At 48.5% G+C, this 13,878-nt stretch carries 17 protein-coding genes; 14 read left to right on the top strand and 3 right to left on the bottom strand.

Annotated elements, in window-relative coordinates:
* Together PTE_RS25505 and PTE_RS00020 are read left to right on the top strand one after the other, a co-directional pair.
* Nucleotides 1-1,087: hypothetical protein (locus tag PTE_RS25505; RefSeq protein ID WP_036842082.1), on the top strand; the 1,087-nt coding region annotated here is incomplete at its 5' end.
* Between the two features lie 9 nt (nucleotides 1,088-1,096).
* On the top strand, nucleotides 1,097-1,438 hold the full coding sequence (locus tag PTE_RS00020) for a DUF6572 domain-containing protein (protein ID WP_036842083.1): 342 nt from the start codon (nucleotides 1,097-1,099) through the stop codon (nucleotides 1,436-1,438).
* A gap of 92 nt (nucleotides 1,439-1,530) precedes the next feature.
* On the opposite strand, the gene PTE_RS00025 is transcribed toward PTE_RS00020, so the two are convergent.
* Entirely contained in the window at nucleotides 1,531-1,773 is a 243-nt protein-coding gene (locus PTE_RS00025) for a SymE family type I addiction module toxin (protein ID WP_036842084.1), read from the bottom strand.
* Nucleotides 1,774-1,847: 74 nt separating this feature from the next.
* Entirely contained in the window at nucleotides 1,848-2,246 is a 399-nt protein-coding gene (locus tag PTE_RS00030) for a helix-turn-helix domain-containing protein (RefSeq protein ID WP_036838980.1), read from the bottom strand.
* A 99-nt stretch (nucleotides 2,247-2,345) separates the two neighbouring features.
* Here PTE_RS00030 and PTE_RS00035 point away from each other — a divergent pair, with 99 nt between their 5' ends.
* From PTE_RS00035 to PTE_RS00090, 11 genes are all read left to right on the top strand, one after another.
* Nucleotides 2,346-5,660, top strand: coding sequence for a CHC2 zinc finger domain-containing protein (locus PTE_RS00035; protein ID WP_036842085.1), 3,315 nt, complete (start codon nucleotides 2,346-2,348; stop codon nucleotides 5,658-5,660).
* A complete protein-coding gene (xerC, locus tag PTE_RS00040; RefSeq protein ID WP_036842086.1) occupies nucleotides 5,647-6,759 on the top strand; it encodes a site-specific tyrosine recombinase XerC in 1,113 nt (370 codons plus the stop codon). The genes PTE_RS00035 and xerC overlap by 14 nt, the downstream gene beginning before the upstream one ends.
* A gap of 921 nt (nucleotides 6,760-7,680) precedes the next feature.
* A complete protein-coding gene (locus PTE_RS26070; protein WP_036842087.1) occupies nucleotides 7,681-8,502 on the top strand; it encodes a colicin E3/pyocin S6 family cytotoxin in 822 nt (273 codons plus the stop codon).
* Nucleotides 8,503-8,504: 2 nt separating this feature from the next.
* Nucleotides 8,505-8,837, top strand: a complete 333-nt coding sequence (imm45, locus tag PTE_RS00050; RefSeq protein WP_241826081.1) for an Imm45 family immunity protein — start codon at nucleotides 8,505-8,507, stop codon at nucleotides 8,835-8,837.
* A gap of 211 nt (nucleotides 8,838-9,048) precedes the next feature.
* Nucleotides 9,049-9,876, top strand: coding sequence for a TNT domain-containing protein (locus PTE_RS22545; protein ID WP_051477034.1), 828 nt, complete (start codon nucleotides 9,049-9,051; stop codon nucleotides 9,874-9,876).
* Nucleotides 9,873-10,103, top strand: a complete 231-nt coding sequence (locus tag PTE_RS00060) for a hypothetical protein (RefSeq protein ID WP_051477035.1) — start codon at nucleotides 9,873-9,875, stop codon at nucleotides 10,101-10,103. Before PTE_RS22545 ends, PTE_RS00060 begins: the two co-directional genes overlap by 4 nt.
* A gap of 15 nt (nucleotides 10,104-10,118) precedes the next feature.
* Entirely contained in the window at nucleotides 10,119-10,940 is an 822-nt protein-coding gene (locus tag PTE_RS25915) for a hypothetical protein (protein WP_051477037.1), read from the top strand.
* Nucleotides 10,937-11,242, top strand: a complete 306-nt coding sequence (locus PTE_RS00075) for a hypothetical protein (RefSeq protein ID WP_036842088.1) — start codon at nucleotides 10,937-10,939, stop codon at nucleotides 11,240-11,242. Before PTE_RS25915 ends, PTE_RS00075 begins: the two co-directional genes overlap by 4 nt.
* Nucleotides 11,243-11,312: 70 nt before the next feature.
* Nucleotides 11,313-11,876 carry a VENN motif pre-toxin domain-containing protein gene (locus PTE_RS26075; protein WP_036842090.1) on the top strand — a complete coding sequence of 188 codons (564 nt, stop codon included), beginning with the start codon at nucleotides 11,313-11,315 and terminating at the stop codon, nucleotides 11,874-11,876.
* 33 nt (nucleotides 11,877-11,909) lie between these two features.
* Complete coding sequence (locus PTE_RS26080) at nucleotides 11,910-12,179, top strand: hypothetical protein (RefSeq protein WP_036842091.1); 270 nt, start codon at nucleotides 11,910-11,912, stop codon at nucleotides 12,177-12,179.
* Entirely contained in the window at nucleotides 12,180-12,722 is a 543-nt protein-coding gene (locus tag PTE_RS00090) for a DUF3916 domain-containing protein (protein ID WP_036842092.1), read from the top strand. It abuts the gene before it with no gap.
* A 97-nt stretch (nucleotides 12,723-12,819) separates the two neighbouring features.
* Here PTE_RS00090 and PTE_RS24235 read toward each other — a convergent pair whose 3' ends face one another.
* Complete coding sequence (locus tag PTE_RS24235) at nucleotides 12,820-12,927, bottom strand: SymE family type I addiction module toxin (RefSeq protein WP_241826082.1); 108 nt, start codon at nucleotides 12,925-12,927, stop codon at nucleotides 12,820-12,822.
* A gap of 354 nt (nucleotides 12,928-13,281) precedes the next feature.
* On the opposite strand from PTE_RS24235, the gene PTE_RS26085 reads away from it, so the two are divergent.
* Nucleotides 13,282-13,443 carry a DUF2569 family protein gene (locus tag PTE_RS26085; protein ID WP_239002382.1) on the top strand — a complete coding sequence of 54 codons (162 nt, stop codon included), beginning with the start codon at nucleotides 13,282-13,284 and terminating at the stop codon, nucleotides 13,441-13,443.
* Nucleotides 13,444-13,878 lie beyond the last annotated feature (435 nt).

A 13,878-nucleotide genomic window follows, 5' to 3' on the forward strand; every position in this document is an offset into this window, starting at 1 on the left:
AATTGAGAATAATGCGCTGGCCTCCCGAAATCTGGGGGATTGCAGCACGATGTCACCGGAAGCGTGCGGCAAGGCCAAAGAACTGAGCCAGCGCATTCTGGATAAAGGTCTGCCGTCAGTGGAGGACATGCGCGATAAACTGGCCTCATGTCAGGATGACAGCTGCCGTAAAGGGGTCTGGACGGAATATCGGCAGGCCAGTGATGCGACTATCAATACCCTGAAACAGATGGCGCTGAATGGCGAGTTGAGCCGCGAAGAGCTGGCCTTTATCAACCATGAACTGGGTAAAGAACTGGCGGTCTCGGGCTATCGTGCCAATGACAAGCTAGGCCGTTCAGAGCAGAGCAGCTGGTTAAATGGCGGCGGCGGACCACTCTCCGGGTTCTTTAACACGGAACTGCGCCGAAAAGAGCTGGAAAACGCCGGGTTATCCAAAGCCGATGCGGCGCAGTACGTGAAGGAAGAGCAGCGGAACCTGACGTTGCTGGAGACAGCGACGGGAATTATTGGGGCAAAAGCTAATAGAACTTCTATAAATATAGTCGGAAAAGGCGCAACATTACCTACTGGTTATACTCCAAAAGGGAATTCAGTTATCGGGCCAAAAGGTAGTGTTTATGGCAATACAGGAAAAGCAGATGCCTCAGGAAACACGATTTATAGTAACAACGGTGGGTACTATACGTTTGAAAATGGCGTGAAAACAAAAGTTCAATCACCTAACTCTGATTCACAAATATGGCAGAATTATGAGAAAGGTAAGGAATTCGAACAATCTGTTTATGATAAGTTAAAACAAGACCCTAAATTAAAAACCCCGGTTAGGGAAGTTACCATAGAGACAAATAAAGGGACCAAAGTTAGGGTTGATATTATGGCTAAAGATAGAGATGGATCTATCAAGTGCATAGAATGTAAAAGTTCTCAAACTGCACCATTAACAAAGAATCAAAAGACAGGTTTTCCAGAACTGAAAGAGAGCGGAGGTACAGTTGTTGGGAAAGGTAGGCCGGGATTTGAAAGTGGAACTAAGATACCACCGACAGAAGTTGAAATAGTAAGGCCAAAAGCAAAGGATGATTAAGGAGGCTATATGTCTGTAGAAGATATAAATAAAATTGATTTAATTACAATGACCCAAGAGGATATAGTTTCCCAGCAGGTAATCTTGGTTATAACTGATCATTTGCAATGGTCATCTTGTATTAATGAACACCTCTTTAAATTGCAAGAAAAAATTAATAGATATATTGCATTTGTTGAAAGCGGAGAAATATACGAAAAACTCCCAGATGCTCAGGGTAGGAATATAACGTTTAAAGTGTTTTTCCAGTACAAGATTCCTCAGGAATGTATTGATTTTATGGAGAGAGTAAACGAAATATTATCTTCCATTAACATAGAATTAACTTATGAGGAAAGTGAGGTCATTTAGAAAATTAATTATGTGATCTCAATGACCAAATTAGCGCAGAAAGCTTGCTCACTGCGCTAATTTCGATCTTTTTTAACTTTCCAGCTGCAAACTCAATCCTCCGTAACAACTTGAATAATCAATTGTCCCCGTTCAACTCTCACCTGCACCGCCTGTCCGGTGGCAAAGCCTGCTTCTTGCAGCCAGTTGCCCTTGAGGTGCAAACTGGGATGCTGGCTGTAATAGCGAGTCATGCCAGTGTGGCGATCGGCGTGACATCGGCTGATATAGCCGACCTTATAGCGGCGCTGGACTTTCGAACTGTCTGAGTTTGCATTACAATCGCGTTCAGCCATAAATCAACTCCTACATAGTTGGTTGTGTGGTCAGCGGCCATCATGAGGTCCGAACTCATGGTAGCCGCGTCATCTCAGCGCTTGGCGCTCTTCATAACAACTTTTTCCATCATTGACTTGGTAACAAAACTGTCAATCACCATAATCAACGCCTTCTGCTCCTCATCGGATAACGAATCAGCCTGTTGCCAGAGTTCATGCAATATGTGGTTACGTATCTTCACATCTTTGCTGGTCTCGCGGCGGCCAACCAGTTCATCAAGAGAAACCTGTAAAACATCAGCTAGCTTAATCAAGGACTCCAGTTGAGGGACGATGTGTCCCCGCTCCCAGCGGTTATACACTCTGGGCAGTACCTCAATCATCTCGGCAAGCCGTGATTGGGTTAATCCCCGAGCTTCTCTGAGCATCTTAAGCCGTTCAGAAAATACGGACATATCAATACCTGTTTGCAAAACACAAATGTCCGCCATTGTACCCCTTCCTTTTTAGCTGGCTGTTGTAAAATCTCTTTTATGCGATTATTATATATCGCAAACATGTCTATTGACAAGGTTCAAAAGGAAAGACTTATGACCCGCATTCCCGATACCGATTTAGCCCGCTTAAAGCAAACCGTCTCGTTGCTGGGGCTGGCGCGTAAACAAGGCCGTCCGATGAAAAAACGCGGTGAGGATTATGTGCTGCGTTGTCCCTTCCATAACGAGAAAACCCCCTCAATGGTCATCTCACCGGCCAAGAACCTCTATCACTGCTTTGGCTGCGGGGCCGCCGGGTCGGTGCTGGACTGGGTGATACAAACGGAAGGGGTGACGCTGAAAATTGCTATCCGCCGGCTGCGGGAACTGGCCGGGTTACCGGACATGGACAATGCCGTGGTGGCCGCTTCTTCTTTAGCCGCCCAGCCGGAATCACAGGCGGCCCCCCTGCCGCGCCCGAAACTGGCCGATCTGGACGATGACGGGCAGGCGCTGTTGCGCCAGGTGATTGATTTTTATCATCAGAATTTACTGGCGTCACCGGAAGCGAAAGAATGGCTGGAACGACGCGGACTCAATCATCCTGAACTGGTCAGTCACTTTAAGCTGGGGTACGCGGGCCATCACGGGATCGGCGGTTCAGCGGGGTTATTGCCGTCCAAAAGCAGTCAGGAAGGCCAGCAACTGCGTGACAAGCTATCGGGTCTGGGCGTGTTGCGTACGACCACCCGGCAGGATCACTTCCGGGGCTGCGTCGTGGTGCCGGTGATCGGCTGGGCCGAATCGGCCAGTGTAGCCAGCCGCGGGCGGGTGCTGCAACTGTATGGCCGCCGAACCCAGCCGGATTACAAGGTGCTGAAAGACAGCCCGAAGCATCTGTACCTGCCGTCGCCACTGGCCGGGGTCTGGAACGAGGAAGCGATGAAAGCGGCTTCGGAAATCATCCTGTGCGAAGCACTGATCGATGCGATGACCTTCTGGTGCGCCGGGTTCCGCAACGTGATCGCCGCCTACGGCGTGAACGGTTTTAACCGCGATCACCTCGACGCCTTGCAGTATCACGGCGTGAAACGGGTGCTGATTGCCTTTGACCGGGACGAGGCCGGAGACCGTGGCGCGGCCAGTGTGGCGGCTGACTTACTGGAATCCGGCATTGAGGCGTGGCGGGTGCAGTTCCCGCCGGGCATGGATGTCAATGACTATGCCGTCAAAAGTGGCAACGCCGAACATGCGCTGGGGCTGGCCCTGCAACAGGCGGTCTGGTTGGGACAGGGAACGGCACCAGGTGCGGTGTTCAGTCATGAGCGGCCCGTCTCGTCAGATATGACGGAAAAGCCTCACAATGCAGATGTGGCTAAACCGGCTGCCTTAGCCGCCCCACCAGAGCTGACTGTTGCCCCCGTGCCTTGTGAGCGCACGGCCTGCGGTGAACTGCTGATGAAAAGCGGGCCCCGGGTCTGGCGGATACGGGGGATGAAAAAATCGCCGGTGCCCGATGTGATGAAAGTCAATGTGCAGGTGCGGGATGAAACGTCCGGCCTGTTCCATGTGGATACACTGGACATGTATCACGCGCGGCATCGTCAGAACTACATCAGCACGGCGGCGCAAGAGCTGGAATGCGAGCTGTCGGTCATCAAACGCGAAGCCGGGCGGGTCTTGCTGATGCTGGAGCAGCAACAGGACGCGCAACAGCAGGCCGACGCCGAAGCCTCAGGGACAACCGCAGTCACGGTCAGCGCAGAAGATGAAGCCGCCGCGCTGGCGTTGCTGACATCGCCAAACCTGACAGAACAGATTATCAACGACATGGCCGCCTGTGGCGTGGTCGGCGAATCGACCAATCTGCTGACCGGGTATCTGGCGGCAGTCTCGCGCAAACTGGATAAACCGCTGGCCGTGTTAATCCAGAGCAGCAGCGCGGCAGGCAAGAGCAGCCTGATGGAGGCGGTGCTGAACCTGATGCCGGAAGAGGAGCGTATCCAGTACTCGGCGATGACCGGGCAGAGCCTCTACTATCTGGGAGAAACCAGCCTGCAACACAAAATACTGGCGATAGCGGAAGAGGAAGGCGTGCGGCAGGCGGCCTATGCCCTGAAACTGTTACAGTCCGACGGCGAGCTGAAAATCGCCAGCACCGGCAAAAACGAACAGAGCGGCGAACTGGTGACGCGGGAATACAAGGTGCAGGGACCGGTCATGCTGATGTTAACGACGACGGCCATTGATGTGGATGAAGAGCTGCTGAACCGCTGTCTGGTGCTGACGGTCAACGAATCGCGCGAACAGACGCAAGCCATCCACGCGATGCAACGGCACCGTCAGACACTGGCAGGGTTGCTGGCTGACTCAGAGAAAGGTTATCTGACGCAGTTACACCAGAACGCCCAGCGCTTGTTAAGGCCGCTGAAAGTGGTGAATCCCTACGCCCATCAACTGACGTTCCTGTCAGACAAAACCCGGATGCGGCGCGACCATATGAAATACCTGACGCTGATACAGGCCATTGCCTTGCTGCACCAGTATCAACGTGAAGTGAAGAAAACGACCCACCGCGGACAGGTCATCGAATATATCGAAATCACCCAAGACGACATTACCCTCGCCAACCGGCTGGCGCATGAGGTGCTGGGGCGCACGCTGGATGAAATGCCGCCGCAGACGCGTAAGCTGTTACTGCTGATACAAGAGATGGTGAACGCACAAGCGCAAATCCAACACTGCCAGCCAAACGAAGTGCGCTTTACCCGGCGGGATATCCGCGCCTTTACCCACTGGAGCGACAGCCAGCTCAAGAACCACTGTCAACGGCTGACGGAAATGGAATACCTGTTGTTGCATGGCGGCAGCCGGGGACACCTGCTGCATTATGAACTGCTGTGGGACGGGGAAGACAACGGCGCAGCCCACCTGTGCGGCCTGCTGGATGTCGGAGAACCGGACTCAGAAACCGCCGGCAGTGAACGCAAGTCTGACCCGGAAGGTCGCAAGTCTTCCCCAAGTCCGGGGCAAGTTTGGCCTGAGTCTGGGGAAGAAAAACCCGCATCAGCCCGGACAGCACAAGAGTCAGCGGGGGCACAAGTCCGGGCAGATGAAAACGCTATTATTAAGGAAAATAATCACAGAGACGCATTGCCCGTGCCCGACAGGGATAAAACATCGGAAGCCATCCCGACAGGTCATGAGAGCAAGTCTGACTTAAATGAACGCAAGTCTGCCTCAAGTCTGGGTCAAGTTAGGGTCAAGTCTGGGGTGAAAAAATCCCCATCAGGGCAGACAGAACAAGGGTTCAGCGTGCCGCAAGTCGGGGTAACGGAAGACACAGTGATAAAAGGAAAAAAGAAAACGCGCCCCTTGTCTGCGCCCGCCACTCAATCTCAACCGGAGGTCAATCATGGCAAACCGTAAACCGCGCAAAGGAAGTCTCCTGACCGTCGATGACGTCTACCGTCAGCCGGTGGGTCCAGCGCATGACCCAAAAAGCCTGTATGCGCTGCTGCTGCGCTTTGTGGCGTGGCGGCAGGAGCGGAACTGGTCGGAGACGACATTGAAAGTGCAGACCCATCATACTTACCGCTTTATCCTGTGGGCCACCGAACGGGGCCTGTACTCTGCCGCTGATATCACGCGGCCAATACTGGAACGTTACCAGCGCTACCTGTACCAGTACCGCAAGACCAACGGGGAGCCGCTGAGTATCCGCACCCAGCGCACGCAGTTGCAGCCGTTGCAGGTGTGGTTCAAATGGCTGACGAAACAGAACCTGATACTGGCGAACCCGGCAGCGGACATTGAATTGCCGCGGGAAGAAAAACGGCTGCCAAAATATATCCTGAGCATTGATGAAATCGAGCATATCCTGTCGCTGCCTGACCCGCATACGTTGCAGGGCGCACGCGACCGGGCATTGATGGAACTGCTCTGGTCAACGGGGATACGGCGCAGTGAAGCGGCCCGGCTCGATATCTACAGCATTGACGGGGCACGCAAAACGGTGACCATCCGGCAGGGCAAGGGGAATAAAGACCGGGTATTGCCCCTCGGCGAACGGGCCTTAAGCTGGCTCCAGTTCTATCAGCAACAGGTTCGCCCGCAACTGCTGGTCACCCCGGACCTTCAATCGCTGTTCGTGGCGATGGACGGTCTGGACGGGTTGCAGCCGAACGGTATCACGAATGCCGTGAGCGGTTATATCCGGGCCGCCGGCATTGAGAAAAAGGGGAGCTGTCACCTGTTCCGGCACGCGATGGCAACCCAGATGCTGGAGAACGGCGCAGACCTGCGCTGGATACAGGCAATGCTGGGACATGCGAGCGTGGAATCCACCCAGGTGTATACGCAGGTCTCTATCCGGGCCTTGCAGGCGGTACATGCCAGCACCCACCCGGCGGAGCAAATGGCCGACGAAAAAGTCAGCGACGCCGATGAGGTGGGTTTACTGGCCGACCTGTACGCCGAAGCTGACGCCGAAGCTGACACGCCGCCGGACAGCCCGACGCCGACTTGACACCCCGATATCCGCTGACTGTCCGCCCGCCCCCGTTGAGTTGGGCGGGTGCGGAGTGGGGGCAGACCGTGGCCGGACTGCCCGTCAGCCCCGGCGCACGCGGGGGTAAATAGTCGTCAGGCGGCTTAACCGCTGGCGTCCCCGCTGAGGCGATACAGGCCGCCCAACGCCTATTCAACATAATGCAGGGGAATTATACGCACTGCGCCGGTGAGCAAGGGTAACAGCCTGAACATGAATGAGCGGCTTAATGCGTATAATTGGCATTATGTCTGGCGCCCCCGCGGGTTAGCATCGGAGGGTGCGGCGCACAAGGCTGACGCCTTCTGCTGTCAGCGTCTGAGCCGGCCATCGGCAACCCCGAGTTCTTCTTTAGCTGCCGCGTTATCTTCCAGTCACCCCCCCGAAGGCAGGTCGGCCTGGCGGCCTCCGCTAATTTATCGCCCCCCGCCCCAACCCTGCTTCACTGGCTGCGCGCGGCTCACACTGCGCTGCGCTTCGTTGCTCGTACCCGTGCTCGCCATCGCCGCCCCGTGCAGCCCCCCGGGGGGGCTTCCCTGAACAAAACCGCGAGGTCATGCAAGGCCCATGCGCAACCCGAAGCCCCGGTGCCTCAGAGCGTCGCAGGGGCGCCGCTTGCGGGCTCTGTGCCGCCCGCGCCCGCAGAACGTGCGCCCGCCGCCCAAACGAGTTGGGCGACGTTCGCCCGTTGCCGAAAAAGGCGCTCCCCTGACAAGGTCACGGCGGAAAAAACGGGCCTTCGTGGGCGAAAAGCGCGTCAGGGGGTTTTGGGGTCGGCAGTCAACAAGTACTGGGAAAATCTGGTGATAACTGACTGAGTAATTGGGAAAATCGCTGTCTGACTGAGTACATTGGGAGAATCGCTGTTCTCTGGCTCACTTCGCACTGGAATGGGTTGTTGTGGACAATAACCACCTCAGTGTGGAGAAGAATCAATCACGCAGTGAGGAACTGGTCAACTGTCAGGGTGATACCAATTGCCGTTCTGCCGTCAGGGATAAATACCGACAAGAATATGACCAGGTTCAAGAACGGATAACAACGTGTTCAGGCGCTGACCAGTGCGTTGCTGTTGCCAAAGAGCTGCGGGCATTGCAAGGTGATTACAGCACCCGGATGAGTGAAATTCAGGAAAAAGCCAGAATGCAAGGGCTGGATTCCCTCACACCGGCAGAAGTGCGGGAATGGGCTGATTTACGCGGTGCCATGTCGAATATTGACGCATCACGGAATTTAGTGCTCCATCGTGCCCAAATCACCGGAGGTTCAGACGAAACGACCCAAGAAAACGTGAAGATTATGGGGCAGACGGGAATTGCGGCGTCTGCGGGAGTGGCCGGTGGAATTAGTAAGATTGGTGCGAACGGAGTAAAAGGAAAAAGTGGAAATACCGATAAACTTCCTAATGGACAACAAGTCAATCACTTCGAAGAGAGTTTACACAATCTCCCTCCAGGAGAACGTGTAGCTCAAGTCAAGCAAATGGCAGCTCAAGTTATTTCATCAAACGGAATGATTAAAGATAATCGGTTAACTAAACTAAATAATCGGGATGTTTATAAGGGGAAAGATGGTTATCTCTATGCATTAGATACTCAACATGGCCGCTTCGAGCAAGTACATCCCAAGACAGGTAAACATCAAGGTGAAGTTGACATGGGGATGAGGCCCATAGATAACAGTATTGATAAGTCAGGTAGCCATGATTTAAAGGTTAAATAGTAATGAAAAATATAATGAAGTTAATAGATATTCAGGATCATGCTTTAAGACACGGAAACGTTTTTCGCTTACCCGCACAATGGCCTTATGAGGAATTTGTAGATTTTATGGTAGTTGATTTATCAAATACTGAACGCCCTTACGGATTGATTGTCACTTCTGGACATAAGGCTGGGTTGATATTGGTAAAACTACCAGCAGAATGTAGTTTAATTGAAACAAGGGGATTAAGCACTCAATGGATTATAGATAACTGGGCAAAATGGATTTACCCAGAATGTGATGTCAGTGAAGTCTATGTACTCGAACGATATATAGCAACTCCAGTCGCCTGAATATAAGCCTTGGTTTCGTAAACTACATTGTAAATGTTGGACAACCATCTGACCATTTAAGGTGTAGTTGATTACGCCGGAGCAAAATGGCTTATCAGGCTGAAAAGTCGTGTCAGGGCATTGTGGGCCGGGCATCGAATCGCACCGAGGAAAACCGGTTGTAACTAACTGATCGTATTATGAAAATCGGTGTCCGGCGGTCAACTTCGCAATGGAATGGGTTGTTGTGGACAATAATGCCCTTAGCATGGGAAGTTTGTTTGGTCCCGAAGGTGCTAAACATTTTGAAGGTGCGGGTTCGCTGGCTCAAAAAATGGCCCAATCCGGGGCAACACCGGAAGAAATAAACGCAGCCTTAACTCACTATCTAAAAGGACAAGTCCCTGATGGTCAGGACCCGGCAAAAGGCTTGATTATTGCGTGGGGTAACTTCTTTGGCGTTCCGTTGGATGTCGTGTTATCAAATGAGCAGATGACGCCACAGAAAGCGGCGGAAATTGTTGCCGGTGGGATACCAAACAGTGAAGCAAAGCTAATACAGTTTGCAGCAGCAAAGGTGTATCTGTCTTTGAGTAAATATCAGTCGACAGAAGTGGTTAATCGAAACGGAGATTTGCTAGCTGAACATGTCAAAGGGAATGTTATAGCAAGTCAAAAAGCAAACAAGTCTTCTAATTTTGGTAAATTTAGTAAAGCGGAAGGGACAGTTCAGGAATCGCTTGGAATTTGGCCGCCAAATCGAGGAGCTTATGGCCCTGTTGAGAAAGTGACGCTGCCAAACGGGGCAATTATTGATAGGTATGGTTCAACAAAAGGAACATTTACATCTCCAGTGGGGATACCATTTGAGAATAGGGCATTACCATCTTATTCTGCAAATGCACCTTATAATGTGTATAAAGTTCTAAAACCTATAGATGATGTTTCAAAAAGTAAGATATTGCCATGGTTTGGTCAAAAGGGGCAAGGAACTCAATATGAACTACCTAAGCCTGTTCAATGGTATTTAGATAATCATTACTTGGGAGAGAAGAAATGACAAGGCAAGAATTAGTATCCATCCTTGAACATAAAAATGTACCTAACGGTATTTACAGTTTAGATGGGTTGAAAGAAGGAGAGTGCCTATGTATTAACCCTCATGATGGAGTCTGGGATGTTATATACAACAGCAGAGGGAAAATTACATATAAGGAAGTTTTTACCAATGAAGAGTCAGCTTACGATAGATTTTATCAAATAATGAGAGATGACTATGGCTGGTGATTTTTTAGAACTGTTGTGGACAATAATGCCCTAGGTGCAGCAGCTGGTTCAGACCTTGGATTCTGGTTGGCTAAAACACCGGACTGCGACACGACCTGTAAGGCTAATATTGCTAAAGGTATAGCTGATGGCAATCTGATTGTCTCCGCAGGAGGAATCGCGTTAGCCGGTGGCACCCAGATTGTGGCCGCTACGCCTGAAATCGCTGTGATGGCACGAGCAGCTCTGGAAGGGTGTAAAGCCGCACCGACAATCTGTCTGAATAATGCAGGTATTCAGGTCGCTGAAGCATTAACTCCGGGTGGTGTAGGTGCAGCTGGTGTGATTGGTGTGGGTAAAACTGCGGCAGAAGCAGTGGCAGCAAAATCCGAAGCTGTAGCGGCTAATGTGGTGAAGAATGCCTCGAAAAACTTAGAACAAGGAGTATCAAAAACTATAAAATCTTATGGCCCACATGAAATTGGCCCATTAGGAAACCCTAATGATTTGCGTGCTCCTGCTTCAACATTCAGAAGCGGAAGTTATACTGAAAAAGTGGCAGAAACAGATATGTATTTTTTCAGAGATTATGGCGGCTCTGCTAAAGTTGATGGCCGTTTTTGGACTCCACGACCATCAAAAGGACCGCTACAGTCTCAAATGGATAGCGCTGTTTTACCTGAATGGGGTAATACTTTTAAAAACCAAGCCATTATAAAGATCCCCAAAGGTACTAAGTATTATGAAGGACCAGCAGCAGCACAAATTGGAACTAAAGGAACTCAACCAACGTTACATGGTGGTGGTACGCAAATATTTTTACCATCATTAGACAATAACTGGATAATTAAGAAATGAACACAAAAGAAATAGTTGAAAATTGGGTAAAAGAGAAAAAATCACTTTACTTTTTTCTCCCTGATGGTCCTTATGGCAGACCCTTTGATAATCAATATATTATTGAAAAAATTGAGGAAACTAGTGAGGGTTTTAACATAATATTTTCTGATGAAATAGCATTGCGTTTTCTGGGAGAAATTAATATCACAGATGAAGGATATAATTTAACAATAAGCGATTTTACTAAGTGTATATTTGAAATAAGAAGTAGGATTTTTAAAAGTTATACAGAAGGGCAAGTAGTATTAAGTGGCTTTTAAATAACAACCCAGCCTTCACAAAGCTGGGGTTGTCAGCTAAGTCCACTGGGATAATAGTTAATTCAGCTCCGTGTTGGAAGCGGGACTGGCAGGCGGCATTGTCGGTGACTCTACCGGGGCCCAGGCCGGGAAGAATGCGGTGGACAATAATCATTTAAGCGTTGACCAGAATCGTTCAAGGAGTGAGGAACTGGTCAATTGTCAGGGAGATAGCAGTTGTCGTGCGACTGTCAGGGATAAGTATCGCCAAGAATATGATAAGGTTCAGGCACGAATAACAAGCTGTACCGGTGCAGAGCAATGTGTTGCCATTGCCAAAGAGCTGCGGGCATTACAAGGTGATTACAGTGCCCGGATGAGTGAAATTCAGGAAAAAGCCAGAATGCAGGGGCTGGATTCCCTCACACCGGCAGAAGTGCGGGAATGGGCTGATCTACGGGGTGCGATGTCAAATATTGATGCATCCCGCAATTTAGTGCTTCATCGCGCCCAAGTCACTGGAGGCTCAGAAGAGACGACTCAGGAAATCGTGAAGATTATGGGGCAGACGGGGATTGCTGCGTCTGCGGGAGTTGCCGGGGAGATCAGTAAGGCTGGAGCAAAAGGCGGTATAGATGCTGGAAAAGACAAGTAATCGTATCAACCGAATCAGGGGGTTGTTGGGAATATGAAAGAATTTCTTACTCAACCCGGTTTTGGTGCTCAAATAAAAAATAGTACACAAAAAACCAGCCAAATATATCAGGGGCAGAGTGTTTACAAAGCCAATAACAATATTGGACAAGTGATTAAAAAAGGTGATCAGCTATATCTTGATGGTCAACATAAAAACCATCTTGAGGTTTTTGATAACAAAGGGAAATTTAAGGCTGTCTTAAACTTAGATGGTACGGTAAACCAGCCAAAAACTGATGCGGCTAAAGGAAGGAAATTATAAATGTCTACGCGCAGAATAGCGTTGAGCAATAAAAAACTGCGGGGTATACCACGTAGACTACGCTCATTGAAAATATGGTCCGAGTCATATAGAACCTATTTTCCTGTTATCACTGAAAATGATTATTCTTACGGTTACTGGAATGTAAAAATCCCAGTGCACTCAGCATTGGTACAAGGAAAACAGACTAATAAAAATATTCAATCTATCTGTGCACAAGATTTGATAGATGCAGCTTATAACATTTATAAGGCGAAGCCAGACAACGAAAATAATATAAGAATTACTTGTTGCATTGTATTGCCTGATATGTTTTCAAGTGAATTATGTATATTCACATCTGAGGAATATTTCAATGAACATACGCATAATGGATATAGTCGGTTTGGTAAAATAACTTTATTGAGTGAACGAAGTTTATGCAAAGAATGGAACTTACGATTACCTGATGGTTTTTCAGAGCTAGGTGTTCTTAGAATAAGTGAAGATGATGAAGGAAAGCCTTATTATTCTGAATACTGGTATATTGGTGAAGTTGACTAAATCTAAGAATTTATGTTTTAAATATAAATTTTGGCCAACAACGCCGAGATTTTACTTTATATACCAGCTAATTATCCTTCATTAGCCAGCCGGATAATCAACTGTCCGGCTTCCCTGTGGTAAATCCCAGCGTAGCCAGCCAGCGTCCCTTAATAGTGAGCTGCGGGTACTGATTGGGCTTGCCCCGGTTAGGTCGGTAGCCCATGGTGTAATGCCGTGGCTTTACAGCCTGCCCTTTAGTTGTAACTGGCCGACTAAATATACAGAAGTCAAAGGAGATTTTGTTTTTACTCAAGAAGACTTCTTGCTTTGTTTAAAAGTAGGACGATGGGAGTGACTATTGGGGGTATAGAATTTTGGTTTATATACTACCGCCAGTACAACTCACGTAAATGAAATTAATATCCGGCCTTTGGATTACTATTTGGAGAAATTTTATGAAATGTATTCAGTGTGAAAACCCGTCATTACATGAATCAGATTTTTGTGCCACATGTGAAGAGAAAGAGCTGAAAAAGAAAAAACACCTTTACTTTACATTATACTTTTAGTTTTTACTTTGTTATTTGTAATCACTGACTTAATGTTGGGTTATTACATATATGGTATAAATCTGGATTATAATAATCTTTCTCTACTTTTTAGAAATGTGTTTTGTGCATGTATATGGATACCTTACTTTATTGTATCTATTCGGGTTAAAATAATATTTATAAAATAGTTGTTGGGAATAGGTTGTTTTTTAAATAACTTACAACGAATATTTATTAAAAAAAGAAGTTATCTTTGTGGATAATAACGGATTGGCGAATTCAGAGCGAGATCTCATTTTGCGAAAAATGGAATCCTGTCCTGAGTTTTTTACCTGAATAAATCAGCCTCTTATATAAAAGCTTTAATCTCTGTGTATTCACGTTTTTAAATGGTCAGTAAAATAAGTAAAGGAGAGTATTGCCGATAAATGAATTAAACATAGCAGAGAATAGGCCGTTTTTAGCCACTCTGTACCTTTTTTAAATCTGACATTAATGGGGGATATTTTTTTAACCCTTAGCTGACGAATAGCTAAGTTAATCACTGATAAAAAGGCGCTTTCGAACGCTAAAAAAGGGAAATTAAAGTAAAAAGAGAAAGTAAATCATGTTAAAAAGGTGAT

The sequence above is a fragment of the Photorhabdus khanii NC19 genome (assembly GCF_000517265.1).
GTDB lineage: Bacteria > Pseudomonadota > Gammaproteobacteria > Enterobacterales > Enterobacteriaceae > Photorhabdus > Photorhabdus khanii.

Bases quoted from the DNA above. Each gene is read 5' to 3' on its own strand.
- PTE_RS00020 (WP_036842083.1), top strand. From the start codon at position 1,097: ATGTCTGTAGAAGATATAAATAAAATTGATTTAATTACAATGACCCAA.
- PTE_RS00025 (WP_036842084.1), bottom strand. From the start codon at position 1,773: ATGGCTGAACGCGATTGTAATGCAAACTCAGACAGTTCGAAAGTCCAG.
- PTE_RS00030 (WP_036838980.1), bottom strand. From the start codon at position 2,246: ATGGCGGACATTTGTGTTTTGCAAACAGGTATTGATATGTCCGTATTT.
- PTE_RS00035 (WP_036842085.1), top strand. From the start codon at position 2,346: ATGACCCGCATTCCCGATACCGATTTAGCCCGCTTAAAGCAAACCGTC.
- xerC (WP_036842086.1), top strand. From the start codon at position 5,647: ATGGCAAACCGTAAACCGCGCAAAGGAAGTCTCCTGACCGTCGATGAC.
- imm45 (WP_241826081.1), top strand. From the start codon at position 8,505: ATGAAAAATATAATGAAGTTAATAGATATTCAGGATCATGCTTTAAGA.
- PTE_RS22545 (WP_051477034.1), top strand. From the start codon at position 9,049: ATGGAATGGGTTGTTGTGGACAATAATGCCCTTAGCATGGGAAGTTTG.
- PTE_RS00060 (WP_051477035.1), top strand. From the start codon at position 9,873: ATGACAAGGCAAGAATTAGTATCCATCCTTGAACATAAAAATGTACCT.
- PTE_RS00075 (WP_036842088.1), top strand. From the start codon at position 10,937: ATGAACACAAAAGAAATAGTTGAAAATTGGGTAAAAGAGAAAAAATCA.
- PTE_RS26080 (WP_036842091.1), top strand. From the start codon at position 11,910: ATGAAAGAATTTCTTACTCAACCCGGTTTTGGTGCTCAAATAAAAAAT.
- PTE_RS00090 (WP_036842092.1), top strand. From the start codon at position 12,180: ATGTCTACGCGCAGAATAGCGTTGAGCAATAAAAAACTGCGGGGTATA.
- PTE_RS24235 (WP_241826082.1), bottom strand. From the start codon at position 12,927: ATGGGCTACCGACCTAACCGGGGCAAGCCCAATCAGTACCCGCAGCTC.